Annotated in this window: 26 protein-coding genes and 1 tRNA gene; 11 read left to right on the forward strand and 16 right to left on the reverse strand. The window is 70.2% G+C overall.

Going from position 1 to position 25,833, the window contains the following annotated elements; genetic code table 11:
• Positions 1–64: 64 nt before the first annotated feature.
• From ACIQPR_RS05930 to ACIQPR_RS05955, 6 genes are read right to left on the reverse strand one after another with little or no spacing between them, the layout of a single operon-like run.
• The gene (locus ACIQPR_RS05930; protein ID WP_403642441.1) at positions 65–1,180 is read right to left on the reverse strand and encodes a glycosyltransferase family 4 protein; all 1,116 of its coding nucleotides are present in this window, start codon (positions 1,178–1,180) and stop codon (positions 65–67) included.
• Positions 1,177–1,713, reverse strand: a complete 537-nt coding sequence (locus ACIQPR_RS05935; RefSeq protein WP_403642444.1) for a dCTP deaminase domain-containing protein — start codon at positions 1,711–1,713, stop codon at positions 1,177–1,179. Before ACIQPR_RS05935 ends, ACIQPR_RS05930 begins: the two co-directional genes overlap by 4 nt.
• Complete coding sequence (dcd, locus tag ACIQPR_RS05940; protein WP_403642447.1) at positions 1,710–2,249, reverse strand: dCTP deaminase; 540 nt, start codon at positions 2,247–2,249, stop codon at positions 1,710–1,712. Before dcd ends, ACIQPR_RS05935 begins: the two co-directional genes overlap by 4 nt.
• The gene (locus ACIQPR_RS05945) at positions 2,246–3,475 is read right to left on the reverse strand and encodes a metallophosphoesterase (protein ID WP_403642450.1); all 1,230 of its coding nucleotides are present in this window, start codon (positions 3,473–3,475) and stop codon (positions 2,246–2,248) included. The genes dcd and ACIQPR_RS05945 overlap by 4 nt, the downstream gene beginning before the upstream one ends.
• On the reverse strand, positions 3,472–4,755 hold the full coding sequence (locus ACIQPR_RS05950; RefSeq protein ID WP_403642963.1) for a UDP-N-acetylglucosamine 1-carboxyvinyltransferase: 1,284 nt from the start codon (positions 4,753–4,755) through the stop codon (positions 3,472–3,474). The genes ACIQPR_RS05945 and ACIQPR_RS05950 overlap by 4 nt, the downstream gene beginning before the upstream one ends.
• Positions 4,756–4,796: 41 nt before the next feature.
• Complete coding sequence (locus ACIQPR_RS05955) at positions 4,797–5,228, reverse strand: ATP-binding protein (protein ID WP_403642453.1); 432 nt, start codon at positions 5,226–5,228, stop codon at positions 4,797–4,799.
• 176 nt (positions 5,229–5,404) lie between these two features.
• On the opposite strand from ACIQPR_RS05955, the gene ACIQPR_RS05960 reads away from it, so the two are divergent.
• Together ACIQPR_RS05960 and ACIQPR_RS05965 are read left to right on the forward strand one after the other, a co-directional pair.
• Positions 5,405–6,676: a helix-turn-helix domain-containing protein gene (locus tag ACIQPR_RS05960; protein ID WP_403642456.1), complete on the forward strand. Its 1,272-nt coding sequence runs from the start codon at positions 5,405–5,407 to the stop codon at positions 6,674–6,676.
• Positions 6,673–7,218 (forward strand): flavoprotein, encoded by a 546-nt coding sequence (locus ACIQPR_RS05965; RefSeq protein ID WP_403642458.1) that lies wholly within the window; start codon positions 6,673–6,675, stop codon positions 7,216–7,218. The genes ACIQPR_RS05960 and ACIQPR_RS05965 overlap by 4 nt, the downstream gene beginning before the upstream one ends.
• Before the next feature lie 194 nt (positions 7,219–7,412).
• Here ACIQPR_RS05965 and ACIQPR_RS05970 read toward each other — a convergent pair.
• Positions 7,413–7,486, reverse strand: a tRNA-Thr gene (locus ACIQPR_RS05970).
• A 224-nt stretch (positions 7,487–7,710) separates the two neighbouring features.
• Between ACIQPR_RS05970 and ACIQPR_RS05975 the strand changes: the two genes are divergently transcribed.
• The 3 genes from ACIQPR_RS05975 to ACIQPR_RS05985 all read left to right on the forward strand — a co-directional run bounded on the left by ACIQPR_RS05975 (position 7,711) and on the right by ACIQPR_RS05985 (position 10,341).
• A complete protein-coding gene (locus tag ACIQPR_RS05975; RefSeq protein WP_403642461.1) occupies positions 7,711–8,847 on the forward strand; it encodes an ABC transporter ATP-binding protein in 1,137 nt (378 codons plus the stop codon).
• A 209-nt stretch (positions 8,848–9,056) separates the two neighbouring features.
• Positions 9,057–9,512, forward strand: a complete 456-nt coding sequence (locus ACIQPR_RS05980; protein ID WP_403642463.1) for a hypothetical protein — start codon at positions 9,057–9,059, stop codon at positions 9,510–9,512.
• A gap of 97 nt (positions 9,513–9,609) precedes the next feature.
• Positions 9,610–10,341, forward strand: a complete 732-nt coding sequence (locus ACIQPR_RS05985; RefSeq protein WP_403642466.1) for an NDP-sugar synthase — start codon at positions 9,610–9,612, stop codon at positions 10,339–10,341.
• A gap of 133 nt (positions 10,342–10,474) precedes the next feature.
• Here ACIQPR_RS05985 and ACIQPR_RS05990 read toward each other — a convergent pair whose 3' ends face one another.
• From ACIQPR_RS05990 to ACIQPR_RS06015, 6 genes are all read right to left on the reverse strand, one after another.
• Complete coding sequence (locus tag ACIQPR_RS05990) at positions 10,475–12,109, reverse strand: DoxX family protein (protein ID WP_403642469.1); 1,635 nt, start codon at positions 12,107–12,109, stop codon at positions 10,475–10,477.
• Positions 12,110–12,252: 143 nt separating this feature from the next.
• The gene (gene rlmB / locus ACIQPR_RS05995) at positions 12,253–13,197 is read right to left on the reverse strand and encodes a 23S rRNA (guanosine(2251)-2'-O)-methyltransferase RlmB (RefSeq protein WP_403642472.1); all 945 of its coding nucleotides are present in this window, start codon (positions 13,195–13,197) and stop codon (positions 12,253–12,255) included.
• Between the two features lie 121 nt (positions 13,198–13,318).
• Positions 13,319–14,719, reverse strand: coding sequence for a cysteine--tRNA ligase (cysS, locus tag ACIQPR_RS06000; protein ID WP_403642475.1), 1,401 nt, complete (start codon positions 14,717–14,719; stop codon positions 13,319–13,321).
• A 103-nt stretch (positions 14,720–14,822) separates the two neighbouring features.
• Complete coding sequence (ispF, locus tag ACIQPR_RS06005; protein ID WP_403642478.1) at positions 14,823–15,317, reverse strand: 2-C-methyl-D-erythritol 2,4-cyclodiphosphate synthase; 495 nt, start codon at positions 15,315–15,317, stop codon at positions 14,823–14,825.
• Positions 15,307–16,059, reverse strand: a complete 753-nt coding sequence (gene ispD, locus ACIQPR_RS06010) for a 2-C-methyl-D-erythritol 4-phosphate cytidylyltransferase (RefSeq protein ID WP_403642481.1) — start codon at positions 16,057–16,059, stop codon at positions 15,307–15,309. Before ispD ends, ispF begins: the two co-directional genes overlap by 11 nt.
• Before the next feature lie 280 nt (positions 16,060–16,339).
• Positions 16,340–16,822, reverse strand: a complete 483-nt coding sequence (locus ACIQPR_RS06015) for a CarD family transcriptional regulator (RefSeq protein WP_003953493.1) — start codon at positions 16,820–16,822, stop codon at positions 16,340–16,342.
• A 589-nt stretch (positions 16,823–17,411) separates the two neighbouring features.
• On the opposite strand from ACIQPR_RS06015, the gene ACIQPR_RS06020 reads away from it, so the two are divergent.
• On the forward strand, positions 17,412–18,065 hold the full coding sequence (locus ACIQPR_RS06020) for a DUF461 domain-containing protein (RefSeq protein WP_403642484.1): 654 nt from the start codon (positions 17,412–17,414) through the stop codon (positions 18,063–18,065).
• 94 nt (positions 18,066–18,159) lie between these two features.
• On the opposite strand, the gene ACIQPR_RS06025 is transcribed toward ACIQPR_RS06020, so the two are convergent.
• Both ACIQPR_RS06025 and ACIQPR_RS06030 read right to left on the reverse strand, forming a co-directional pair.
• A complete protein-coding gene (locus tag ACIQPR_RS06025) occupies positions 18,160–18,840 on the reverse strand; it encodes a response regulator transcription factor (RefSeq protein WP_009340348.1) in 681 nt (226 codons plus the stop codon).
• Positions 18,837–20,090 carry a sensor histidine kinase gene (locus ACIQPR_RS06030; protein WP_403642487.1) on the reverse strand — a complete coding sequence of 418 codons (1,254 nt, stop codon included), beginning with the start codon at positions 20,088–20,090 and terminating at the stop codon, positions 18,837–18,839. Before ACIQPR_RS06030 ends, ACIQPR_RS06025 begins: the two co-directional genes overlap by 4 nt.
• Before the next feature lie 231 nt (positions 20,091–20,321).
• On the opposite strand from ACIQPR_RS06030, the gene phoU reads away from it, so the two are divergent.
• The 5 genes from phoU to ACIQPR_RS06055 all read left to right on the forward strand — a co-directional run bounded on the left by phoU (position 20,322) and on the right by ACIQPR_RS06055 (position 24,035).
• A complete protein-coding gene (gene phoU, locus ACIQPR_RS06035) occupies positions 20,322–21,011 on the forward strand; it encodes a phosphate signaling complex protein PhoU (RefSeq protein ID WP_093628286.1) in 690 nt (229 codons plus the stop codon).
• A 136-nt stretch (positions 21,012–21,147) separates the two neighbouring features.
• Complete coding sequence (locus tag ACIQPR_RS06040; RefSeq protein WP_019062518.1) at positions 21,148–21,303, forward strand: hypothetical protein; 156 nt, start codon at positions 21,148–21,150, stop codon at positions 21,301–21,303.
• Positions 21,304–21,874: 571 nt separating this feature from the next.
• Positions 21,875–22,123, forward strand: coding sequence for an SCO4226 family nickel-binding protein (locus ACIQPR_RS06045; protein WP_033281264.1), 249 nt, complete (start codon positions 21,875–21,877; stop codon positions 22,121–22,123).
• Between the two features lie 165 nt (positions 22,124–22,288).
• Positions 22,289–22,498: a hypothetical protein gene (locus ACIQPR_RS06050; RefSeq protein ID WP_403642491.1), complete on the forward strand. Its 210-nt coding sequence runs from the start codon at positions 22,289–22,291 to the stop codon at positions 22,496–22,498.
• Positions 22,499–22,655: 157 nt separating this feature from the next.
• On the forward strand, positions 22,656–24,035 hold the full coding sequence (locus ACIQPR_RS06055) for a S8 family serine peptidase (RefSeq protein ID WP_403642494.1): 1,380 nt from the start codon (positions 22,656–22,658) through the stop codon (positions 24,033–24,035).
• 371 nt (positions 24,036–24,406) lie between these two features.
• Here ACIQPR_RS06055 and ACIQPR_RS06060 read toward each other — a convergent pair whose 3' ends face one another.
• Positions 24,407–25,792, reverse strand: a complete 1,386-nt coding sequence (locus ACIQPR_RS06060; protein ID WP_403642497.1) for a macro domain-containing protein — start codon at positions 25,790–25,792, stop codon at positions 24,407–24,409.
• Positions 25,793–25,833 lie beyond the last annotated feature (41 nt).

Raw genomic sequence — 25,833 nt, forward strand, 5'->3', positions numbered from 1 at the left:
GGCTGCCGACCCTCATGGCAAGCCAGTTACCTTCTCTGCCAAACGGCCCGGTTTCTGAACCTGCTCAGGAGAGTTGGTGGCCGAGGTCGGTGAGAGCTTGCGCGGTAGCCGAGAGCGGGTAACGGGTGGCATTCGCGTAGCCCGCCTGCCGCAGCGCGGAGACCAGGCCAGGAGAGGTTCGCAGCCGATCCAGATCGCGGGCGAAGGCGGCCGGGTTGGTGAAATCGGTAGCTACGCCGGTCGCGGCAAGGGCCTCGCTCAGGCCCGGTACGGGTTGGTAGAGGACGGGCAGTCCACAGGCTTGGGCCTCCAGCGCGACCAAGCCCATGGCCTCCAGGGTGGTGGACGGCATGACCAGTACGTCGTGCTCGGCGAACGCCTTCCACAGTTGTTGACGGGGTAGCCACCCGAGGTAGTGGGCCCTCACGCCGGCCCGTTTCAACAGCGAGGCCAGGGCGTGGAATTGGGCCCGGGGCGCGGCGATGCTCAGCTCGACACCTGGCACAGGGGCCAAGCTCTTGATCAGGGCCGCCACGCCCTTCTCGGTGGTCAGCCGTCCTGCGTACAGCAGTCGTAGGTGGCTGGTGGAGGCGTGGGTCGGTCGGGGCGGCGGAGCGGTGAGCAGGTGGTCGGGGATGCCCCAGGGGATGTGGGTGATCTTCCGACGGTCGGTCTTCGGGGCGAGCTTGAGCAAGCGGTCGGCCATTGCCTCTGTCGGGATGACGATGGCGTCGGCGGCTCTGACGGTCTCGCGCAGGACTCGGAGTTGATCGTGGTGGGCCTCGGCGAAGATCAGGTCGGTGCCGTGGACCAGGGCGATGCGGGGATGCAGGGGCAGGGCTCTGATCAGGGCTGGGGTGGCGCCGAAGGTCAGGTGCTGGAGGTGCAGTACGCCGATCTGGGTTGGGTCGATCGCGGCTGTGAGGGCCCTGCGTAGGGCTGTGACGTAGCTGCCGAAGGCCGGGCCTTCCAGGCACGTGCCGGCCACGGGCAGCAGGTCGAGCCCAGCGGGGAGGAGGCGCCTCGGATTGGACGGGCCGAGCATGAACGCGCGTGCCGGGATGAGGGGGCGGTCGCCCGTGTAGAGGTCGAGGAAGAGTTCGACGCTGCCGCCCGGGCTTCCGGCAGGCAGGTCCAGCAGGGTGGCGGCCAGTGGCCCGGCGGCTGAGCGGGGACTCACAGGACTCCTCCATGGATCTCCTCGTAGAGGCGGGAGATGTCGATGCCGTCGGTCGCCGCGTACTTGGAAAACTGCTGCTGGTAGCTGGCCGGCGTGCCGAAGGCGGTGAGGAAGACGAGCTTGCCGAAGGTCATCCCGGGATAGACCCGGACGGGCTTGGCGGCGCGGATCTCCAACGTCCAGCGAATGGCGTGGCCTTGGTGGCCGAGCGGGGCGGAGACATGGACCCAGATGCCGAGGGTGCCGATGGTCCGATCGCCGTTGAGTATCTGCGCGTACGTCTCCGAACCGGTCTTCTCCAGCGTGACACCGAGGTAGAGCACCCCCGGCTTCAGCACCAAGCCCGTTGCGGGGATGACCTGTTCGACGAATGCGGTGGGGGCGGCGGCGTCCAGGTCACCAGCGCAGACGCGAAGCGTGTCGCCGAGCCGCCAGTCGTAGGCGTTCGGGGAGAGACGGGCGGGATCGTACGGCTCGATCGTGATCTCGCCCGACTGAAGGGCAGCTCTGATCGCGGGGCCGGTGAGGATCACGAGGCGACCGCCTCGAACCGGGCGACGTCCCGCCAGTACTTCGACGGCTGCGGGCCTGCGGCGGCCTGGTACTTGCCTTGGTACGGGTCGATTTCACCGGTCGAGACGAAGAACATGATCTGCGCGATCTTCATGCCGGCATACACCCGTAGCGGACGGACTGGCGAGAGCATCAGCGTCCACTGGCCGTGGAAGCCGATGTCGCCGATGGGGGCGGTGATTTCGACGAAGAGGCCGAGCCTGCCGACCGAGGAGCGGCCGAACAGCAGCGGTACGAAGGAGTTGGAGCCGACCTGTTCGAGGGTGTGCCCGAGGTACAACTCGCCGGGTTGGAGCACGTGTCCGTCCGTCCCGATTTCCATCTCACGCGTGAGGTTGGGGCGGTAGGAGTCGATCACTGTGTCGGCGTAGGTCAGCAGGGTGGGGCCGAGGCGGACGTTGTAGCTGTTGGGGTTGACCTGCTCCAGCTCGAAGGGGTCGATGGTCAGGCGACCGTCGCGGGCAGCGGCGGTGATCTCGGGGCCGGTGAGGATCACTGCTCGCCTCCCTCGGTGGCGCCGCCGGGCAAGGTGGTGGCCAGGACGCGACGTACTGCTTGGCTGAGCCGGAGCCCGGCTTGATGTGTTCGGCCGCCCAGATGGCTGTCGGCGAGGTAGTCCGTCGTCAGCACGCTGCTCATCGCCGACCGAAGAGGCGTGGGAGCGATGATCAACGGGCCCACGCATTCGGCGAGTTGCGTGAGCAGCTCGTCGTGGTCCTGGGCGTGCTCGTCAGGAAGGACGGCGTGGACGAGCTGGTTGTCGAAGGGCTCGATGGCCAACAGGTCGCCGAGGGTGAGCACTTCGCCGAGCGGTACGGAACGGAGCGCGGTCTCGTTGAGGATCACCGCGTCTGCGCCGAGGCCGGAGTGGAGTCGACCGGCGATCTCTCGCAGCAGACGGCTGAGGTCCAACCCCCCATTGCGGTAGGGCTCGTTCACGGTTCCGAGCGGACTCGCCAGCTTCCGGCTGAAGAGGGAGATCTTCTCCCGCACCGTGGCGAGGTCTCCGGGAACTGCGGTGGCATTGGGAAAGGTGCATGTGCGGGCGGCCCAGCCGCTGCCGCCCGGTTCTGCGGTGGCGTAGCCGACGCCGAGTTCGCGTCCCTTGACGACCAAGGTGTAGCCGATGCGCACAGGGCCGTAGGTGTCGCTGTGGCAATGGCCGGCGAAGATGACGTTCGCGAACGGGCAGGCGGCGGCCAGCTTCAGGTCCTCCTCGAACCCGGAGTGGGACAACACGATCCAGGCGTCGGCTCGTTGGTGGTTCTCCAGCATCACCTCGCGCAGGGCGTGAGCCGGGTTGGTGACGTGATGGCCGGTGCGGTCGCGCGTGGGGATCGTGTTGAACGCCTGGGGGCCCATCACCGCGGTGATGGCGACCCGTTGGCCGCCGATCCGCTTGATGCGTACTCGGTCGAAGAGGGGTTTGCCGTTGGCGTCGGAGGCGTTGGCGCACACGGTCATCTCGTGCAGCCCTGGTTCGAAGTAGTGCGGCCAGCCGTGATTCCCGGGTGTGAGCAGGTCGTACAGGCGGGTGAGGATCTCGCGCTCGATGTGGCCCTTGCCGAGGCGGTAATAGCCGCTTCCTTCGAAGAAGTCGCCGCAGTCCACTACCAGGCTCTCGGCCCGGGCGGCGTGGAGGTGGGTGAGCATCGGCGTGGCCTCGTCGAAAGCCGAGTGGACGTCCGTCGTAGCGATGATCTTCCGTAACTGTCGGCTCATGGGGTGACCTCACAGATGTCGGCGCCGAGGGCGTGCAGCTTGGTGGGCAAGTCGGCGTGCCCACGGCGGAGTTGATCGAGGCCGCCCAGCGTGGTGACACCGCGTGCGGTGAGGCCGGCGATGAGCAGGGCCGAGCCTGTACGGATGTCGGTGGCCTCCACTCCCGTGCCGGTCAACTGCTGCGGGCCGGTGAGACGGCACTTGGTGGGCGACAGGTCGTGGATCTCGGCGCCGAGGCGGGCGAATTGGGGCAGGAGGTTGCCGTGGCGGCCGGGGTTGATGGTGTCGGAGAAGAGATGCGTGCCCGGGCGGGTGAGAGCCAAGGCCATCAAGGGCGGTTCGAAGTCGGCGTCCAGGCCGCCGGGGGCGAGGGAGGCGACGGCTCGTAGCGGCCGGCTGGTGGGGCGGGTGTCGTGGGCATGGACGGTCAGTACGTCGTCCTCGGTGCTCGCGGGCACACCGAGCTGTCGTAGAGCACTGACCAGGGGAACGACGTCATCGCCGCGTACGCCGCAGATACGTGCCTCGCCGCCCGTCACTGCGACGGCACAGGCCAGCGTGCCTGCCTCGATCTTGTCGCCGGGCACCTTCCAGGCGATGGTCTCCGTGGGAGCGGATGGGGGCGGCGCGAGCGAAAGAAGGGACTCGCCGGCCCGGCACTGCCATCCAGCCAGCCGTATCGCCTCTACGACGCTGAGGACTTCCGGCGAGAGGTTGGGCCCTCCCAGCCGCAGTGGCCGTCCGGCCACGACGGCGCGCAGGACGGCGGCGACGGTCGCGCCTCGGGAGCGGAAGGGCAGCATGATCGAGACCGTTCCGGTCCGTGCGGCGGCTGCTTCCACGAGGTAGCCCCGGTCGTCGACGGTCGTACGGTCGCCGAAGTGCTCGTAGACCGTGAAGTGCTGTTCCATGCCGCGTTCCCCGATCCGGCACCCGCCTGGCCAGGGGAGACGGGCCCGTCCGTAGGCACCGAGCAGCGCTGGTACGAGGTAGTACGACGCTCGGATACGTGCGGCGGTCTCGGGGTCGGGCCACGGTCCCGGCCTGTCGCTGGGCAGGATGACCGCGGTGTGCAGATCGGTGACGGGGCGGGCCGTGTGCCAGCCGGACTGCTGGAGCAGCGTGAGCATCGTTTCGACGTCGGTGTTCGCCGGGACGTTGCCCAGGTGTACCGGACGGTGCAGGGCCGCGGCGGCGGCCAGGAGGGGCAGGGCCGCGTTCTTGGACCCGTCGACTGTCACCGAACCGGTGAGAGAGGTGCCGGGCCGGATGGCGACCACTTCGGCGGCGATTGGGGGGGGATCCGTACGGCTGTCAACCGTCAACTCCTTTGCAGGGGAAGGCATCGTGAGGGCCGGTCCGGGCCGCTGACCTTGAACTCGGCCCAGGACCGCTTGCCGGACGGCAGTGGTTCGATCCCGTGTCGATCGGCGAGGGCGGCGACGATGAACAGGCCGCGCCCGCCTTCCTCCTCCACGTCCGGCAGTCCGACCTGTGGGGCCTTGGAGCTGGCATCGGTCACCTCGATCAGCAGGCGTTCGTCGTTCAGGCGGGCGCCGGCCGAGATGGGGCCGTGGCCCGCGTGCCGTACCGCGTTGGCGAGCAACTCGGCTGCGACCAACTCCGCTGTTTCCAGGAGTTCCTGATCGAGGGAGGCGTCCCAGGCCCGTATCCCGAGGGCGAGTTGCCGGCGCGCGGAGCTGGCGGCAGCAGGTGTGCCGTGAACGGGGAAATGGATCTGATGCGCTTCCATGAGCGGCCTCCTGGATCGGTGTGGCAGCTCCACGCAACCGCTTCGGAGGCAGACGGGGCCACGCCGTGTGCCGGCGCCGCATGACTTATGCAGGAGCTGCATCGCGGTCAATTGCCGCTCGGTTACGCTCGGTTGAGCAGGCAGGATCGGCGACGGCAGAAGGGGCCGTGGCACAGATGGCCGAGGCACAGAGTGAAGCGAGACGGATCGGCGAAGTGATCCGTCAGGCCCGCGTGTCACAGCGGCGCTCGCAGACGGAGGTTGCCGCCGCCCTGGGGTACCACCAGTCGAAGGTGAGCCGTCTGGAGAGCGGCAAGGGCACCGAGGACGTCCGCACGCTGCGCGAGATCGCGCAGGTGCTGGACATTCCACCGCACCGTCTAGGTCTCGCCGCCTCCTCCGACACCAGCCCCGCCGACCCCGGAACAGAGGACATGCACCGCCGTACCTTCCTGGCCGCGAGCGTCGCAGCTCTCGCGGCTCCGCCGTCGTCCACCGCAGCGCACTTCGACCTGGTACAGGTCCTGCTGCCAGGCACGCTCCCTGCTGCCACCGGGCAAGCCCTGGACATCGACGAGCTACGGGACCGGACACGGGACGTGCGCCGGATGTTCTGCACGTGCGACTACACGGATCTGGAGCGGACGCTGCCGGGTCTGATCACCGACCTGCGCCATGCCGCCGGCGGCTCATCCGGCTCTGCGGAGGCGTCCGGGTTGCTCGCCACCGCGTACCAGACGTCGGTGAGTCTGCTGCTGAAGCGAGCGGATCACGGCAACGCATGGCTCGCGGCCGGGCGGGCCATGGCCGAGGCGGAGCGATCCGAGGATCCGATCGTCCTCGCCGCCAGTGTGCGCGTGCACGCCCATGTCCTCGTGCGCGAGAAGCACACCGCCCAGGCCATGAACATGGTCCGCCACACTGCCGACCAGCTCACGGGTTCCTACGACCAGCGCTCGCCCCGGTATCTGGCAGCGGTCGGCCTGCTGTTGCTCCGTGGGGCGACCGCCGCCAGCAGAAACGGCGATCGCCCCACTACCCAGGACTTCCTCACCGAGGCCAAAGAGGTGGCACGCTACGTCTCCTTCGACCGGCCCGACGCCTGGGCTAACTTCAGCCCCACCAACGTGGCCCTGCACGAGATCAGCGCGGCCGTCTCCTTCGGCGACGCTGGCATCGCGCTGGAAACCGCGCGGCCCCTCATGCGGCGGCACATTCCCGTCCCAGAGCGCCGGGCCGCGCTCTGGGTGGAGACCGCCCGCGCCTACAGTCAGCAGGGCAGACTCGCCGACGGCTACCAGGCCCTGCGCATCGCCGAGAGCTGTGCGGCTCAGGACATCCGCCGACCGGCCGTACGCGAACTGGTCGCCGACATGGCGGCCCGCGACCGGCGCCGGGCACTGCCCGAGCTGCACCACTTCAGTCGCCAACTGGGAGTGCCCGCGTGAGTGACCAGCCCGACAAGCCGTTCCTCCAGATCGTCGTCTGCGCGGCCGGGGTGGCCGCCGACGTCGGCAAGCTGATCACCGCAGCACAGGAACGGCACTGGGACGTCGGTGTCGTCGCCACCCCGCAGGGACTCGGCTTCCTCGACATCGAGGCGGTCGAGGCGCAGACAGGTCTCCCCATCCGCTCGGCCTGGCGAACACCGGACCAACCGCGCCCGACGCGCCCCGCAGACGCGATCGCGGTAGCACCGGCCAGCTTCAACACCGTCAACAAATGGGCCGCCGGAATCTCCGACAACCTCGCCCTGGGCATCCTGTGCGAAGCACCCGCCATGGGCGTACCGATCGCCGTACTGCCGTACCTGAACTCGGCCCAGGCCGCCCACCCCGCGTACCGGCAGAGCCTGAAGCGGTTGCGCGAGATGGGCATCCTGATCGGGTCGTACGAGCCTCATCGGCCGAAGGCCGGAGGCGGGGCCGACCAGTATCGCTGGGAGGAAGTGTTGGAGTTGCTTGCCCCGAGGCTGTCCGCGCGGTCTTGATCGTGCGCTGGATGCCGGTGCTGAGGTGTTGGATACGCCGAGTCAGGGCTCGTGCGGGAGAGTGGGCCTCGGCAGAGGCTGCGGTGATGCGTCGTTCACGCAGAACATCCCACGGCACCCGATCCGTGTACCGCGCCGCACCCCAAGCAACACAAAAGGCCAGGTCACGGGCGATGTGACCTGGCCTTCGAAAGAGCCCCCTGTCGGATTCGAACCGACGACCTACGCATTACAAGTGCGTTGCTCTGGCCATCTGAGCTAAGGAGGCCTGCACGGTTGTGCCGTGGGTGTGGGCGCGTGCCTGGTGCAGTGTACCCAGGTCCCGGTGACTGCCTGTCGAAAATTTCCGCGAAGTTCAGATGCCTTCAGGTACTGACAGAACGGGCGAACGCCAGGTAGCGTCCGTTCTCAGTTCACTCGCGTGGACTACACCACCACCTTCCTACAACGGATCGTCCGGCACGTTCCTGCCGGTAGAAGGGGGCCTTCACCATGGCCACTGTTTCGTTCGACAAGGCGACCCGGATCTACCCGGGCACCGAGAAGCCCGCCGTAGACGGTCTGGAGATCGAGGTCGGGGACGGCGAGTTCCTCGTCCTCGTCGGTCCGTCCGGCTGCGGCAAGTCCACCTCGCTCCGCATGCTCGCGGGGCTTGAGGACGTCAACGCCGGCGCCATCCGCATCGGTGACCGCGACGTCACGCACCTGCCGCCGAAGGACCGGGACATCGCCATGGTGTTCCAGAACTACGCGCTGTACCCGCACATGACCGTCGCCGACAACATGGGCTTCGCGCTCAAGATCGCCGGCGTGAACAAGGCGGAGATCCGGCAGAAGGTCGAGGACGCCGCCAAGATCCTGGACCTCACCGAGTACCTCGGCCGCAAGCCGAAGGCGCTCTCCGGCGGTCAGCGCCAGCGTGTGGCGATGGGCCGCGCCATCGTGCGTGAGCCCCAGGTCTTCCTCATGGACGAGCCGCTGTCGAACCTCGACGCCAAGCTCCGTGTCTCGACCCGTACGCAGATCGCGTCCCTCCAGCGCCGTCTCGGCATCACCACCGTCTACGTCACCCACGACCAGGTCGAGGCCATGACGATGGGCGACCGGGTGGCCGTGCTCAAGGACGGTCTGCTCCAGCAGGTCGACTCGCCGCGGAACATGTACGACCGTCCCGCGAACCTCTTCGTGGCCGGCTTCATCGGCTCCCCGGCCATGAACCTGGTCGAGGTCCCGATCACCGACGGCGGTGTGAAGTTCGGCAACAGCGTGGTGCCCGTCAACCGCGAGGCGCTCAAGGCCGCCACCGACAAGGGTGACCGCACGGTGACCGTCGGCGTGCGCCCCGAGCACTTCGACATCGCCGAGCACAACGGCGAGGCCGCGAAGTCCCTCAGCAAGGACTCCGAGGACGCCCCGGCCGGTCTCGCGGTCTCCGTGAACGTCGTCGAGGAGCTGGGCGCCGACGGCTACGTCTACGGCAGCGCCAAGGTCGGCGACGACCTGAAGGACCTGGTCGTCCGCGTCAGCGGCCGTGCGGTGCCGGACAAGGGCGCGACCCTGCACGTGGTGCCGCGTCCGGGTGAGATCCACGTGTTCTCGACCTCGACGGGCGAGCGTCTCACCGACTGATCCCACGTTCACGGGAAGGGCCTCGCGGTGATCCGCGGGGCCCTTCCCGTTGGTGGTCCACGGCGGCCGGCCGATATGACGAATACTCCGGCAGAACCGTCATTTCGAGCAGTGTTCGTCAACGCCCTACCCAATTCGAGGCACCGATCCATCCCCCGAATCGGTGACTAAATGTCGCCAAATCATTACCGGGCGCTACCCTCACACGCGTGAAGCACTCCACTAACCAACAGCCGCGACGCGGCCGGGGTCCCGCCCGCCGGATCGGCCGCACCCTCGCCCTCGTCCTGCCCGTCATGATGGTGCTCTCCGGGACCCTCGCGGTCACCCGGGTCAACTGGACGGGAAGCCCCTCCAGCTCGACGCTCACCGCCACGGACGTCACGGCGGCCGGAGCCTCCTCGCGGGCCGCCGCACGCGCCCCGCAGGACATCCTGCGCGACCAGCTGATGACCGAGCTCCAGGACAAGAACCCGGGCGTCGTCCTGACCCACCTCCAGGAGGCAGTGAACGGCCACCCGTCGCTCGCCGGCCACTGCACCTCCATCGCCCGCGCCCTGGGCCGCGCAGCGGTCCGTATCTACGGCGCCGCACGCGCCCAGTCCTACGCCCGCCCGGTGTGCGACACCGCGTTCGCCTCCGGGGTCATGGCCGCGCACAGCTGACCGGGAGCCGGCGCCCGCAGTAGGAGGTCGGTAACGGCTGATTAAGGAACGCTCGCAGCCGGAAGAAGCGGTGGGGCCGCCACGTACAGTTCGGGTCATGACCGATCCGAACGCCGCGTCGCGCCCCACCCAAGCCGTGATCCTGGCCGGTGGCCAGGGGTCGCGGCTGCGCCCCTACACCGACGACCGGCCCAAGCCGATGGTCGAGATCCCCGGCACCGGGACGCCGATCATCGGCCATCAGCTCGTCTGGCTCGCCGAAGAGGGCGTGACCGACGTCGTCGTCAGCTGCGGGCATCTCGCCGAGGTGTTGCAGGACTGGCTGAAAACAGCCGATCTGCCGGTCGACGTGACCACGGTCGTCGAGACGGAGCCGCTGGGCCGCGGCGGCGGCCTCAAGTACGCCGCCGCGCATCTGCCCCGCCCGGACAGCGCCTGGTACGCCACCAACGGGGACATCTGGACCCGCTTCTCGCTGCGCGACATGGCGGACTTCCACACCGAGCGCGACGCCGTCGCCACGATCGCGCTGGCCCGGCCGCGCATCCCCTGGGGCGCCGTGCAGACGGACGACTTCGGGCGCGTCACCGACTTCATCGAGTCGCCGCCCACCCAGTACGCGATCAACGCGGGCGTCTACGTCTTCTCGCCGGAGTTCTCGGGCTTGCTGCCGGAGCGCGGGGACCACGAGCGGACGACCTTCCCCCACCTCGCGCGTGAGCTGCGGCTGGCCGGGTTCCCCATCCCGCAGGGGGCCTACTGGCGGGCCATCGACACCGCGAAGGACCTCAGCGAAGCCGCCAAGGAGCTTGCCGCGCTGGGGCGTTAGTCGTCAATCGCCAGTCGTCGACCCTGGCCCTTGGCCCTGCCGAAGGGGGCCCGCACCGTCCGGTGCGGGCCCCTTCGTGTTCCTGGGTGTCAGCCGGTGGGCGGCTGCTTCAACAGGCCCCCCACCGGCCCGGCTACCCCAACAGGCCGCCCACCAGGCCCGGCTGGCCGGAGGAGGACGAACCCCCGGTGCTGGAGCCGCCACTCGATCCGGTGCCGCCGGTCGTGCCGCCGCCCGACGTGGGGCCGGAGGTCGTGCTGGGCGCCTGGCCGGCCGGCGAGGACTGGCGGGGCTGGGTGCGGCCCGCGGTGCCCTGGGTCTGGCTGGGGGTGCCGCCGGTGGCCGTACCGGTCGAGGAGCGGGTCGCCCCGGGGCTCGTCGCGGCGTGCGACGGGCTGGCCGAAGTGGGCTTCCGGGACGGCGAGTTGGCCGCCGAGGGGCTGCTGCTGCGGCCCTTGGTCGGTTCACCGGGGAGCGGGGCGCCGGGCAGTTCGTTGCGCGGGGCCTCGCCGGGGCCGGGGACGACCACCCGGCTGGAGTCGCGTACCGCGCCGCCGAGCAGCGAGCCGATCAGCAGGGTGAGGCCGATGGAGACCGCCGTGACCAGGGCGCCGCGGCGCAGCACGTAGCGGCGCAGTTCCCAGATGTCGGCGCGGGGTCCGAGGCGGCGCCAGGCGCTGCCCGCGAGGCGGCCGTCGACGGAGTAGACGGGCGCCCCGGCGATGATCAGCGGGGACCAGGCGGCGAGGTAGATGATGTCGGGGGCGTCGTAGGCGGGAACGGTCTTCCAGCTGACGGTGACGATGAGCGCGGCGGAGAGCAGCGCGCCGCCGACCGCCGCGACCCGCTGCCACAGGCCGAGGATCGTCAGGACGCCCACGATGACCTGGGCGAAGGCGATGACGAGGCCGGAGCCGACGGGGTGCTGGAGCGCGAACTGCCGTAGTGGCTCGGCGACTTCCCAGGGGTGCAGGGTGTTGAGCCACTTCACCATGGAGCCGCGTTTGCCGCCGTCGAAGTAGACGGGGTCGCACAGCTTGCCCATGCCGGCGTAGATGGAGATGAAGCCGAGGAAGATGCGCAGCGGGAGCAGGACGACGCCGAGGTTCATCCGGCGGCCGGGGTAATAGGCGTGCCGTACCGGGTCGTTGGGGTGCCGTGCGGTGCGCCGGGCGCGGTCGCCGTCCGCCTCGAAGTCCTCGAACTCCCCCTCTCCGTAGGCGGGTTCGTCGTAGGCGCTGCCCACGGTCCGCATCGGCGGGAGCAGCCGGTTCTCGCCCGTGTCGTGGGCGTGGCCGCGCTGGGCGCCGACGAGGGGGGTTTCGAGGGTCTGCGCCGTCAGGTGGTCGTCGCCGTAACCGCCGTCCTGGATACGGGGGATGACCTGCGTGGCGCCGGCGTCGGCGGTCGGCTGCTCGCCGTGGCGGACGCCGCTGCCCCGTACGGCCTGGAGGAGCCGGTGGGCGCCGGTGTCGTCCGGGGCGGACCGGCCGCTCCAGACGACGGGTCGGCGGCGGGCGGCGCCGGAGCCGGTCGCGGCCATCCGGGCGGGGTCCTCGGCGGCGCTCGACTGCCGTGCGAGGCGCGGGTTTTGGGTGCGCGTCGAGGCGCCCAGCTGCACGCGGAAACTCGCATGGTTGACGATGACCTGGGCCGGATCGCTCGGCACCTTCACCATGCTCAGCGCGGGAGGTTCGTCCAGTCCGGACTGGAATCCGGATGAGCGGTCCCCCGTGGGTGTGCGGGGTGTTCTGGTGTCCACACTCATCTAACCGAGTGACGTGTGTTTAGGACACTGCTTTGACTTGCCGGATGTGTCCGGACAGCGTCAAGCTCGCCCTCGGCCGCCAGATTGCCCCGAGTGGGTGACCGTGCCGAACGTCCGTGCAGGACCGCTCGCGAGCCGCCGCGTCAGGACCGCTTGCGGGCCGCCTCGTACAGCACAACTCCCGCCGCCACACCGGCGTTGAGGGACTCGGCGCCGCCCGGCATCGGGATGCGGACCAGGAAGTCGCAGGTCTCGCCCACGAGTCGGGACAGGCCCTTGCCCTCGCTGCCGACGACGATGACCACCGGGCCTTCCAGGGCGGCCAGTTCGCCGAGTTCGGCCGCTCCGTCGGCGGCCAGGCCGACGATCGCGATGCCCGCCTTCTTGTACGCCTCCAGGGCGCGCGTCAGGTTCGTGGCGCGGGCGACGGGTGTACGGGCCGCCGTACCGGCCGACGTCTTCCAGGCACCGGCGGTCATGCCGGCCGCGCGGCGCTCGGGGACGAGGACGCCGTGGCCGCCGAACGCGGAGACCGAGCGGACGATCGCGCCGAGGTTGCGCGGGTCGGTCACCCCGTCGAGGGCGACGATCAGCGGGTCCTCGCCCTTGTCGTAGGCCGCGTTGGCGAGGTCCTCGGCGTGCGCGTACTCGTACGGCGGGACCTGGAGGACCAGGCCCTGGTGGTTGAGGCCGTTGGTCATGCGGTCCAGCTCGGGGCGCGGGGCCTCCATGAGGTGCACGCCACCGCGCTCGGCGACCAGTTGGAGCGCCTCGCGCACCCGCTCGTCGTTGTCGATGAACTGCTGGACGTAGAGCGTGACCGCCGGGACGCCCTCGCGCAGCGCCTCCACGACCGGGTTGCGGCCGACGACCATCTCGGACGTGCCCTTGCCGCCGCGTCCGCGCGCGACCGGTGCCCGGCGCTGGACCTGCCGGGCCTGGGCGTTGGCGATGCGGTTCTTCTTGTGCCCCTTGCGGGCCTCGGCGGGCGGGGTCGGCCCCTTGCCCTCCAGGCCCTTGCGCCGCTGGCCGCCACTGCCGACCTGCGCGCCCTTCTTGCCGGACATGCGGCGGTTGTTGGCTGCCATGACCTACCTGTCTGTTCGGAGTCGTACCGGAAGTCTGTGGACGTACGTCTATGCAGTGTGCCGCCCGGAGGGCCGGGCGGCACAGTCGATCTTCGTTGACCGGGGTGTGACCGGAGTGGGTTCAGCGTGAGCCGAGGGTCCAGCGGGGGCCCTGCGGGCCGTCCTCGATGACCAGGCCGGACTGGTTGAGCTGGTCGCGGATGGCGTCCGCGGTGCCCCAGTCCTTGCGGCCCCGGGCGGCCTCGCGCTGGTCGAGGACCATGCGGACCAGGGTGTCGACCACGCCGTGGAGGTCTTCGCCGCGGTCGGCCTCGCCCGCCCACTGCGGGTCCAGCGGGTCCAGGCCGAGGACGCCGAGCATGGCGCGCACCTCGGCGAGGCGGGCCACGGCGGCTTCCTTGTCGTCGGCGGCCAGCGCGGAGTTCCCCTGCCGGACGGTCGTGTGCACGACGGCCAGGGCCTGCGGCACGCCCAGGTCGTCGTCCATGGCCTCGGCGAACGCGGGCGGCACCTCGGCCGCGGGCTCGACGACTCCCCCGGCCTTCTCCACCACCCGCTGCACGAAGCCCTCGATCCGCGCGAACGCGGACTCCGCCTCGCGCAGGGCCTCCTCGCTGTACTCGATCATCGAGCGGTAGTGCGGGGTGCCGAGGTAGTAGCGCAGCACGATCGGCCGCCACTGCTTGACCATCTCGCTGACCAGCACGCTGTTGCCGAGCGACTTCGCCATCTTCTCGCCGGCGATGGTGACCCAGGCGTTGTGCAGCCAGTACTGCGCGAAGTCGTCGCCGTAGGCCTTGGCCTGGGCGATCTCGTTCTCGTGGTGCGGGAAGATCAGGTCGAGGCCGCCGCCGTGGATGTCGAAGGCGGAGCCGAGGTACTTGTGCGCCATCGCCGAGCACTCCAGGTGCCAGCCGGGACGGCCGCGGCCCCACGGGGTCTCCCAGTCGGGCTCGCCCGGCTTGGTCGCCTTCCACATCGCGAAGTCGCGCGGGTCGCGCTTGCCGGTGATGCCTTCCTCGCTGGGCTGGCGCAGGTCGTCGATGTCCTGGTTCGACAGCTGGAGGTAGTCCGGGTACGACCGCACGTCGAAGTAGACGCTGCCGTCCGCCTCGTAGGCGTGCCCGCGCTCGATGAGCCCGCGCATCATCTCGATCATCTCCGGGACGTGCCCGGTGGCCCGCGGTTCGTACGTCGGCGGGAGGCAGCCCAGTGCCTGGTAGCCGTCGTTGAACGCGCGCTCGTTCTCGTAGCCGATCGCCCACCAAGGGCGGCCCTGGTCGGCGGACTTGGCGATGATCTTGTCGTCGATGTCGGTGACGTTGCGGATGAACGTGACGTCGTAGCCGCGGTGTTCGAACCAGCGGCGCAGGATGTCGAAGTTCAGACCCGAGCGGATGTGGCCGATGTGCGGGGCGGCCTGCACGGTGGCACCACACAGGTAGATCGAGACGCAGCCCGCGGTGAGCGGGGTGAAGTCGCGAATCTGCCGGGCGCTGGTGTCGTACAGACGAATGGTCACGGTACCTAGGGTAGTGGGCCGACGGGAGTGCGCGGGACCGTTGTCCGGAGCGGGCCGTCGGGCTTGAGTCGCGCGGTTTCCCGCGCGCCGGAAAAGACTCCGCTCACGCCGATTTCACCACCAGCGCCGTCGCCACCGCCATCAGGCCCTCGTCCCGGCCCGGGAAGCCGAGACCGTCCGTCGTCGCCCCCGACACCGACACCGGCGCCCCCGCCGCCCGGGACAGCAGCCGCTGCGCCTCGTCCCGGCGCTTGCCGATCTTCGGTCGCGGCCCTACGACCTGTACGGCGACGTTGCCGATGGTGAAGCCGGCCGCGCGGACGATCCGTGCCGCCTCGGTGAGCAGGGTGACGCCCGACGCGCCCGACCACTCGGGGCGGCCCGTGCCGAAGTGCTGGCCGAGGTCGCCGAGGCCCGCCGCCGAGAACAGGGCGTTGCAGGCCGCGTGGGCGACGACGTCCGCGTCGGAGTGGCCGGCCAGTCCGGGGCCCTCGCCCTCCCACTTGAGGCCCGCGCACCACAGCTCGCGGCCCTCCTCGAAGGCGTGGATGTCGGTGCCGATGCCGACCTGCGGCAGGGGGTACGGCTCAGAAGCCATCGTTGAGCCTCCTGCGGGCGAGGACCGCCTCCGCGAGGACCAGGTCCAGGGGGCGGGTGACCTTGAAGGCCTCTTCGTGGCCGGGGACGACCACGACCGTCAGGCCGAGCTGCTCGACCATGCTCGCGTCGTCGGTGACGTTGTCGGTGACCGTCTCGTGGGCACGCACGAGCGTGGCGCGGTCGAAGCCCTGCGGGGTCTGCACGGCGCGCAGCCGGGCCCGCTCGGGGGTGGCGACCACCGGCTCCGGGTCCCCGGGGCGCGCGGCCGGCTCGACCTCCTTGACCGTGTCGGCGAGCGGCAGGGCCGGTACGACGGCGGGGGCGCCGTCCCGTACGGCCTCGATGACCGCGTCGACCGTGTCGACGGGGACGAGCGGGCGGGCCGCGTCGTGGACGAGGACGATGTCGTGGCCGGGGGGCAGCGCGTCCAGGCCGAGCTTCACGGACTCCTGGCGGGACTCGCCGCCGGGGACGACCAGGAAGTCGGTGCGCTCGGGCAGCGCGTGCGCGTCGAGGAGGGTCTTGACCTCGGGGGCGCCGTCGGGCGGGGCCACCACGACGACCAGGGTGACGGCACGGGACGCGGCCAGTGCGCGGACCGCGTGGATGAGCATGGGGGTGCCGTTCAGCGCGCGTAGCGCTTTGGGGGCGCCGGGGCCGAGGCGTACGCCCCGTCCGGCGGCCGGGATCACGGCGGCGACGGAGGACTGCGCCTGCGAAGAGCGCGAATCGTCAGACATCGGTTCCTGTCAGGTTTGTGTGCTCGACCTACGTGGGTATGGCCTGAGGAGTGCCGGGCGCGACGCCTTGACCGGACCCTTCCGTGACACCGGTCGAGCCTGCTGCCCGGGCCCGGCACACCATTATCGGGGGACGTTTCCTCCGGCCCGCGACGAGGTCGGTGTCGGGGGCGGGCGGGAGATTTTCCCCCGGACATGCCGAAGCGCCCGGCGACAGGCGGGCTGTCATCGGGCACCACGGCATTTCAGTGTGCTGAGCAGGGCGTACCAGGTGCCTGCGTCAGGACGCGAGAACCTCGTCGAGCAGGGCCTCCGCCTTGTCCTCGTTCGTGTTCTCCGCGAGCGCCAGCTCACTCACCAGGATCTGGCGAGCCTTGGCGAGCATGCGCTTCTCACCTGCGGAGAGTCCGCGCTCGCGCTCGCGACGCCACAGGTCACGGACGACTTCCGCGACCTTGATGACATCGCCGGAGGCGAGCTTCTCCAGATTTGCCTTGTAACGACGCGACCAGTTCGTGGGCTCCTCGGCGTACGGAGCGCGCAGCACCTCGAAGACCCGGTCCAGCCCGTCCTGACCGACCACATCACGTACGCCGACGAACTCCGCATTGTCCGCTGGCACACGCACCGTCAGGTCACCCTGGGCGACCTTCAGCACCAAGTAGGTCTTGTCCACGCCTTTGATCTGGCGAGTTTCGATAGCCTCGATCAGCGCGGCCCCGTGATGGGGATAGACCACGGTGTCGCCAACCTTGAACGTCATGTGACAGGTACCCCTTCCGTGGCTATCCAGGGTAACACGGAAACCGCGTGTTCTGAATGGCGTTTTCGCAGGTCAGGGCATATCTCGGGGCTTGACAACAGCAACAGGAACGTGCTGCGGAGGCCGAGCGGAGGACGGTATTCGCAGGTCGGAGCAGCTCTCCGGGCGAGGTGAAACGCGTACGTTACACACATCCGGAGGCGCCCCCAAGTGGACGAACGTCCCCAAATGTCTGGTTCCAAGTGCTCGACTTCCACTACTCCGTTCGGTGGCCGGAGCCCGGTGCGAGACGAATCCGGAATTGATCACCTGGTCGGCGCGGAACGGCCGGTGATCAATTCTTCGAGGTGTCCCGCATTCTTCACGGAAAATCCGTGCGCGGACGGCTCAGCTGCTTATGTGAATGCGGCGCGAGTGGCGGGCACAAGTGACCCACGAGTCACATGAGGCACACGGGTACCCGGTTGGGGGAGGGTCGGGTGCGGTGGCGCGGGAACGGCTCGGTAACCTAAGCCCGCTGACAGACACTTAGGGCGGCTTTATTGGGGAGTCGCCCTGCTCCGCCCACGTTCAAGGAGTAGCCGCCGCCGTGAGCAGCAGCCTTCGACGCGGCGCCCTCGCCGCCACCGCCATCGCGTTCTCGTTCGCCTCGCTCTCCGCCTGCGCTGCCGGCAACGACGCACAGACGCTGGAGGTCAAGCCGGACAACGCGGCCGTCTCCGTGGGCGTCATCAAGGTGCAAAACGCCCTCGTCATCACCCAGCCGATCAGCGACTCCAGCCCCCAGCCCACGGGCCCGGCGGTGATCTCCGCGACGCTGTTCAACACCGGCAAGGACCCGCAGACCCTGGACTCGGTCAGCGTCGACGGCGTCGGCACGGCCACGCTGACCCCCGCCAAGGGCAAGGGCAAGCTGACCGTCCCGGCCTTCGGCTCGCTCGTCCTGGGCGGCAAGGGCAACGCCTCCGCCGCGCTGACCGACGTCGGCACCGGCCTGGAGGACGGCAACGCCCAGAAGGTCACCTTCACCCTCAGCTCGACCGGCGCGGTGAGCCTGAGCGCGTTCGTCGTCCCCGCCGAGAGCTACTTCACCAAGTGGGGCCCGACCGCGATCCCCACGCCCGCCCCGGGCGCCTCCGCGACCTCCTCGGGCTCGCCGAAGCCCGGCAAGAGCACGTCGGCGACCCCGTCCGACTCGTCCTCCGAGAGCACCACGGCGACGGCCACGGCCTCCGCCGGCTGACCGGCGGTCGTAGCGCTACGACGACGATGGGCGGGACCTCACGCAGAGGTCCCGCCCATCGTCGTCGTAGTGCCGCCCGGAAGGCGGTCGCGGTCTACGGCTCGAACTTGTAGCCGAGGCCGCGGACCGTGACCAGGTAGCGGGGCGCGCCCGGGTCCGGCTCGATCTTGGCGCGCAGGCGCTTGACGTGGACGTCGAGGGTCTTGGTGTCGCCCACGTAGTCGGCGCCCCAGACCCGGTCGATGAGCTGCATGCGGGTCAGTACGCGGCCCGCGTTGCGCAGGAGCATCTCCAGCAGGTCGAACTCCTTGAGGGGCAGGTCGACCTTGGAGCCGGAGACCGTGACCACGTGGCGATCCACGTCCATGCGGACCGGACCTGCTTCGAGGGCGGCGGGGGTGACCTCCTCGGGCTCGCCGCGGCGGCGCAGGACGGCCCGGATACGGGCGACCAGTTCGCGGGACGAGAAGGGCTTGGTGACGTAGTCATCGGCTCCTATTTCCAGGCCTACGACCTTGTCGATCTCACTGTCCTTGGCCGTCACCATGATCACGGGGACGTTGGAACGGCCGCGCAGCTGGCGGCAGACCTCCGTGCCGGGCAGCCCCGGCAGCATCAGGTCGAGCAGGACGAGGTCGGCGCCGTTGCGCTCGAACTCGTCGAGTCCGTCGGGCCCGGTGGTCGCGATGGCGACCTCGAAGCCCTCCTTGCGGAGCATGTACGACAGGGCGTCGGAGAAGGACTCCTCGTCCTCGACGACAAGCACTCGGGTCACGGAAGGACCTCCGGGGCGGGAAGCGGTTCGTAAGGGGATCTGTCAGGGGACCCCTCGGCCTCGTCGTCGAGGTCGGGGTGCTGGTGGGCACGGTCGCGGGCCGCACCCGCCTCCGGTAGCCGCAGGGTGAACGTGGAGCCCTGTCCCTCGGAGCTCCACACCGTGACCTCCCCGCCGTGCGAGGCGGCCACGTGCTTGACGATCGCCAGCCCGAGACCCGTACCGCCGGTGGCCCGTGAGCGGGCCGGGTCGACACGGTAGAAGCGCTCGAACACGCGCTCCTTGTCCTTCTCGGATATCCCGATGCCCTGGTCGGTGACGGCGACCTCGATGTGGTCGCCGCCGGGCGCGGTCACCCGGCGGGCGGCTATGCCGACACGGGTGCGGGCGGGCGAGTAGTTGACGGCGTTCTCGACCAGGTTGCCGAGGGCGGCGGCCAGCTGGCCGCGGTTGCCCCAGACGTGCAGGTCGGCGGTGCCGCCGGCGGCCATGGTGATCTGCTTGGTGCCGGCCTGGTGGCGGCAGCGGTCGATGGCCTCGGCGACGAGTTCGTCGACGCGCACCGGTTCGGCGTCTTCGAGGGGGTCGTCGTTCTGCACCCGTGACAGGTCGATGAGCTCCTGCACGAGGTTGGTCAGCCGGGTGGCCTCGATCTGCATCCGGCCGGCGAAGCGCTCCACCGCCTCAGGATCGTCGGAGGCGTCCATGACCGCCTCCGACAGCAGGGAGAGCGCCCCGACCGGGGTCTTCAGCTCATGGCTGACGTTCGCCACGAAGTCCCGTCGTACGGCCTCGATACGGCGGGCCTCGGTGAGGTCCTCCACGAGGAGCAGGACGAGCCGGGAGCCGAGCGGGGCCACGCGCGCGGACACGGCGAGTGCCTCGCCGCGTCCGGTGCCCCGCCGGGGGAGGTCCAGTTCGACCTGGCGTATCTCGCCGTCGCGCCGGGTGTCCCGGGCCATGGTGAGCATCGGGTCGACGGACAGTTTTCCGCCACGTACCAGTCCGAGGGCGTACGCCGCCGAGCTGGCCTTGACCACGGCGTCCGCCTCGTCGAGGACGACGGCCGAGGAGCGCAGCACCGAGAGGACGGTGTCCACGCCCGGCGGAAGCACCGGGTCCGTGTGCAGGGAGGTCCTGGTCGGTCGCTTCTGGTCGCGTTCGCTCCAGCGGAACGCCAGCATGGCGATGACACCGGTGAGTACCCCGGCGATCGCTGCCGCTGCGGCGACCGCCGCGTTCACGTCCATGCCCCCAGGTTAGGCATGGGATACCTCCTGGCCACAGCCATCGGAGTGCGACCTCGAACACTCGTCGCCCAGAGTTCACCTTGGAGCCAGTATTGGTTCATTTGGGGTGGCGGAAACCGTCGCGTAGGAGCGGGAACGTGGGAGCGTGGGGTGGAAGGGCCGGTTTTTCGTCACGACCGACAGGCCCGGGGCCCCTGAGCCCCCGAAGCGAACGTAGGAGAGGGAACCCTGATGCGGGACGCGTACCACGAGGAACTTGACTCGATCGGCGACGGTCTGGTGGAGATGGCCCGGCTGACCGGGTCGGCGATCGGACGCGCCACGACGGCGATCCTGGACTCCGACCTGAAGCTGGCCGAGAGCGTCATCGAGGCCGACAAGAAGGTCGACGACCTCCAGCACGACCTGGAAGCACGGGCCATAGCCCTGCTGGCCCGGCAGCAGCCGGTGGCGACGGACCTGCGGATCGTCGTCACGTCCCTGCGCATGTCGGCCGACCTGGAGCGCTCCGGCGACCTCGCCCAGCACGTGGCGAAGCTCGCCCGGCTGCGCTTCCCCGACCGCGCGGTGCCGCACGACCTGCACGCGACCATCCTGGAGATGGGCCAGCTCGCCCAGCGCCTGATGGCCAAGGCGGCCGAGGTCATCATCACGAAGGACGTCGACCTGGCGCTCCAGCTGGAGCAGGACGACGACGCGATGGACCTGCTGCACCGCACGCTCTTCCAGCACCTGCTGGACGAGAAGTGGAAGCACGGCATCGAGACCGCGGTCGACGTGACGCTGCTGGGCCGCTACTACGAGCGCTTCGCCGACCACGCGGTGTCGGTCGCGAAGCGGGTGGTGTTCCTGGTCACGGGTGAGCACGCGGACGAGATCCAGCCCGACATCCAGCCGGCGACGGGGGCCGAGGGGGCGTAGCTCCCAGGTCGGGGGCGTGGGCCTCCGGTCGGGGGGCTCGTGCGGGAAGCCCCAATGCGCCGTTGATGCGCCCGCCGCAGCGGGCATCCAATGGGCAGCATCCGATGGGCACAGGCACCAGCCTCCAGGAGGACCCATGGCCGAATCCCCCGCCACGACGCCGGACCCGACACAGGAGCGCGAGACGCAGCAGCCCGCCGAGATCAAGAGCCTCCCGCTCTTCGGCGCCTGCGGCTGCGGCTCGGGCTGCGGCTGCGGCTGCCAGTCGGGCAACCCCTGCCAGTGCGGCTGACCGCCGCCCGCTTCCCGGAGGGGCCTTGGTGCTACGGCACCGGGGCCCCTCCGGGGTTTGTGGGGGGGGCGGCGGCGGTGGGGGCTGGGGCTGGGCATGGTGAGGGGGGCGGCTGCGGGGCCCCACCCCCGCCCGGGGGGACTGGGAGGCGGCGAGGGCCTGTGGGCAGCAGGCGGCGATAGGCAGTGGGCTCCTGGGGCCAGCAGGCGGCGGACGCCGGGAGCCGGGTGGCGGCAGGCGCTGGGAGATGGCGGGAGCCAGGAAACGCCTGACGGCGAGATCCGGCAGGCGCCAGCAGGCGGGCGGGCGCCGCGAGACAGCAGGGGCCAGGAAACGGCGTGAGCCGGACGCCGACAGGCGACAGACGGCGGGAGCCGGGTGGGAGCCGGACGCTGGCAGGCGGCAGTGGGCGCCGGGGGGCCAGCCGGCAGGCGCCGACAGCGCAGTCGATCAGCCGGGGGCTCCCGTCCAGAGGGGTGCCCGACCTCCCCGTGATCGTTCCGCACGGTCGCCCCGTGGCGCGTGGGAGCGCAGCATGGGGAGGGGGGACAAGAAGGAGGTGTGTGAGGCCATGGCTCAGTACATGGACGTACATCACGGAATGAAGGGCATCACGGCCGACCAGTTGATGGAGGCGCACAAGGCGGATCTCGCCGTGGAGAAGGACGAGGGCGTCCACTTCGAGCGGGCCTGGGCGGATCCGGAGTCCGGAACCGTCTACTGCCTGTCGGAGGCGCCGTCGCCCGAGGCGGTCCAGCGCGTGCACGAGCGCGCGGGGCACCGGGCCGACGAGGTGCACGCGGTGCCGTACTCGATCTGACGCCGCGGGGCAAAGGAGGGAGGGCTCGGTGGTGTCCGGGGTGCAGCCAGCCCCACCCCCGGCCGGGTGGGCGCTCCATGGTCCGGGCGGGCGAACGACGGCATCGTAGAAGCCAGTTGGCCACCAGCCGATCGGAAGCGGTCGGCCGTCCGGAAGGAACGTCCCATGGAATCAAGGCAGTTCACCGACCCGGCCGAGGTCTCCGGCGAGCAGGCCCTCGCTCCGCTGCTGGCCGCGTGGGACCTGGCGCACCCCGCCGCGGGTGATCCCGAGTGGCGGCACCTGCTGGACGAGATCGCGCATCCGCGCACCACCGAGGCGTTCCGGCGGCTGGCCGGAGCGGGAGCCGGAGCAGGGGCCCGAGCCGGGGTGTGAGTCAAGCCTTGCGTTCTCCAGGACCGTTCGAGCATTGGGTGCGGTTTGGGCAAAAGCTTCGGCATCGGCAGTTCAACTGACTTGTCCTGTGCATGTCTCACTGGATGGGATGCACGCAGACCTTCGCGTGCAAGTCACAACCATCCAGGGGGGATTCATGCACATAGCCCGCAACAGACGTGGCCTCGCGGCTTCCACGGCCGCCACCGCCACTCTCGCCGTCGCCGCACTGGCGACCGCCCCGCTGGCCGGCGTCAGCACCGCCGCATCCGCCGCCGTACCGGCGACCAAGGCGGTCCCGGCCATCGCCGGACACGCCCTCGTGCGCGACGTGCCCAGCCCGCTCACGAGCGAGCAGTGCGAGGCCAAGTGGCAGATCGCCTGCTACACCCCGTTGCAGTACCGCACCGCGTACAACCTCAACTCCCTTTACAAGAAGGGGATCACGGGCAAGGGACGGACGATCGTCATCGTCGACTCCTTCGGTTCACCGACGATCCAGCACGATCTCGACGTCTACAGCAAGCAGTTCGGCCTGCGCAGCACCAAGGTCAACGTGGTCAAGTGGGGCGACGTCCCCGTCTTCGACCCGAAGAACGCCGACATGACCGGGTGGGCCGGCGAGACCACCCTGGACGTCGAGATGGCCCACGCGGTCGCGCCCGACGCGAAGATCGTGCTGGTGGAGACGGCGGTCGCCGAGACCGAGGGCGTCACCGGTCTGCCGGAGATGATGTCCGCCGAGAAGCACCTCATCGACCACGGCGTCGGCGACGTCATCACGCAGAGCTTCGGCGCCACCGAGAACACCTTCCCCGGCTTCGACCAGGGCGACTTCTCCAGCATCCAGAAGCTGCGCTACGCCTTCCAGGACGCCAACCGCAAGCACGTGACCGTCCTCGCCTCCTCCGGCGACGGCGGCGCCACCGACTACAACCTGGACGGCACGGCCTTCTACGACAAGCCCGTCAACTCCTGGCCTTCTTCGGACCCGTTGGTCACCTCGATCGGCGGCACGCAGCTCCACCTGAACGACAAGGGCGAGCGCGTCACCCCGGACAGCGTCTACAACGACTACGGCGCGGGCGGCGGCGGCCAGTCCCACGTGTTCTCCCGTCCGTCCTTCCAGAACGGCGTGAAGAACGTCGTCGGCACCCAGCGCGCCACGCCCGACGTGTCGATGGCCGCGGCGGTCAACGGCGGTGCCTGGACGTACTCCAGCTACGACCCGACCGCGATCGGCTGGGACGTCTACGGCGGCACGAGCGAGGCCAGCCCGCTCTTCTCGGGCATCGTCGCCCTGGCCGACCAGGCGGCCGGCCACCGCGTCGGCAACATCAACGAGGCGCTGTACACGCTGGCGAGGCACGACGCCAAGAGCAACGGCATCGTCGATGTGAACGACGGCACGAACAACACCTATGCGGGCGTGACCGGTTACACCGCGGTCAACGGCTACGACATGGCGACGGGCGTCGGCACGGTGGACGCGCTGCGGTTCGTTCCGGCGCTGGCGAAGGCGAGTTGGAAGCGCTGAGGCTCCACTGACACACCCACAGACGGCTCGGCCCGGGTTCGCGTCCCACGCGAACCCGGGCCGTCCGCATTTCCCATTCCCCGCCAGGGGCACCGGAGTTGGGAGCGTCGCCGGCTGGAGGACCCCGCCGTTCCACCGTCGGAATCGGATCGGAAGCGGATGGCGGCTACCGACGGAAGCGGCGACGGCGGTGCACTGAAGTCCGGTGGGGCCGGGTGGCGGTGGCGGGCCAGGGTCCGGCGGGCGATGCCGCGTGGGGGAGCCGAAAGATGCGGAGGAACCCGTCGGAGCGGGGAACGGACGCCGAGGACCGCCCGGCCTCACCTCGGTCCCGGCCGCCGGGCCGCCCTCAACTCCCTTGCGGGCGTGGCTCATTCACCCCGGTCGGGCCCCGGAGCGGGCTCCAGGTCCGGTACGAGTTCGTGGAAGCGGCGCTCGACCGGAGACAGGTCGGTGCTGGCCAGGTCCTGCGGGCGGACCACGATGCGCAGTTCGGGGGTGAGCGCGGGATACCGGCGGCACGCGGCCATGAACGAGTCGACGATCAGCGCCACGAGCTGGCTGCGGTCGAGGTCGGTCACACGGGCGAGCCCGGAGCCGATGAGCGGGACGGCGACCGGTCTGAACAGGCCGTGCACGGCCACCGAGGCCCAGAGGTGGTCCAGGCCGGAGCGCAGGTCCTCGTCACCGGACCTGGCCACCAGGTCGTTGCCGAGCCGCGAGTAGGCGACCGCGAAGACCCGGCGCCCGTCCACGGGCACGGCGACGGTCGTACCCACCGGATAACGCACCCGCCGGCCGCGCGGCTTGGCCCGCACGCTCTCCGTGCCGACGGCCCGGACCGTCCGCAGCCCGGCCTTCAACTTCTCGTCCAGCAGCCGCCGTCGGCCGCCGAAGAGCCGCTCGACCAGCTGGCTCTGCACGCTGTCGCGGCTGATCACGATGTCCTGGTCGGTCTCCGTGTCGAAGGTGTCGGTGAAGCCGACCACCAGATTGCAGTCCGTCTGCTCGAACAGGTCGCCGCGGACCAGGACGACATCCGCCCGCTGACCGGGCAACGGGACCCGGTGGCGCAGCAGTTCGGCGCCGTGGCGGGCGCGGAGCGCGGCCCGCAGGGTGTCCAGGGTGCGTACGGCGTCGAGGTCGTCGGGGTGGTCGCGGACGATCAGCTCCGCGACCGGCAGCGCGAGGTCCGGGCGGCCCAAGTCGGCCTGGACCCGGACCAGTTCACGGCGGGCGGAGTCCACCAGGACGGTGAGCCGGCGGATCAGCGGGGCGGCGAAGCCCTCGCCGTTGACCTCGGCCAGCGGCCGGCCGCGGATCAGCTCCAGCGCCTCGGCGAGTTCATGGGCGGCGGTGGCGGGCGGGGCCAGCAGGGCGGTGCCCACGACCTCCGTGAACCGCGCGCTGTCCAGTTCCTCGGGCCGCAGCACCAGACGGTAGGCGGTCTCCGGGCCGTGCACGGTGACCTGCTGCTCGGTGCGCAGCACCCGGGCCCCCGTGCCGTCCTGGCGAGGATCGAGCGCGCGCCGCAGTTCCAGGACGCGCTTCTGCACCTCGTTGCGGTTGCGCTGGTCCAGATGACGGGGTCCGTCCGCCAACCCCCATACGTCGCGCCGCAGTTGGCGTACCGGCACGGCCTCGCCCTCGGCGGCCACCAGGCGGACCAGCAGCCGGGTGGTCAGGGGGGTCAGCCGGACCGGGGTCCCGTCGACGTCGAGCCGGACCGGCCCCAGCACTTTGACCTGAATGCGCACTCGTCCATCGGCCACCCGCGTCGCCCCCGCCGCGCCCGTGT

It is taken from the genome of Streptomyces sp. NPDC091280, from assembly GCF_044768565.1.
In the GTDB taxonomy this organism is placed as follows: Bacteria; Actinomycetota; Actinomycetes; order Streptomycetales; family Streptomycetaceae; genus Streptomyces.